The following is a 383-nucleotide window of genomic DNA, read 5'->3' on the forward strand; positions in this document are numbered from 1 at the left end:
GGGATTGGAATGGCCCGTCGTCATTCCCATCAATATGGGGACGCTGGCACGCCCCTCCCCCCGCTTCGTCCACCGCACATCCGACAACACGCTGCATTGGGTTATTGGCGGCGGGTCTTCGTCTGCGCTAGCACGTGCCCGCGAGGAAAAAGCGCAGCGCCAGGCGCTGGAAAATCAGCGCATGTGGTATGTCGCCTGTACGCGCGCCCGCGACCTTCTGGTCGTGCCCTATCTTCCTTCTGCCAAGACAGGCGCGTGGTCGAAGCTGCTCAACCTGAGGTTTGATCTGCTCAAGGAGCTTGATTTCCACCAGCTCACGCGAAAAACGGTCGTCTCTTCCGAAACGGTGGTCTTGCCGCAGGACGCGGACACTTTTGCAAACC

1 pseudogene is annotated in these 383 nt (G+C 60.3%); it reads left to right on the forward strand.

The features are described 5' to 3' along the window. Window positions 1-383 (forward strand): annotated as a pseudogene (locus EOA29_RS42090) (DNA helicase UvrD); the annotation flags it as partial.

The sequence above is a fragment of the Mesorhizobium sp. M1E.F.Ca.ET.063.01.1.1 genome, assembly GCF_003998155.1.
Classification (GTDB): domain Bacteria; phylum Pseudomonadota; class Alphaproteobacteria; order Rhizobiales; family Rhizobiaceae; genus Mesorhizobium.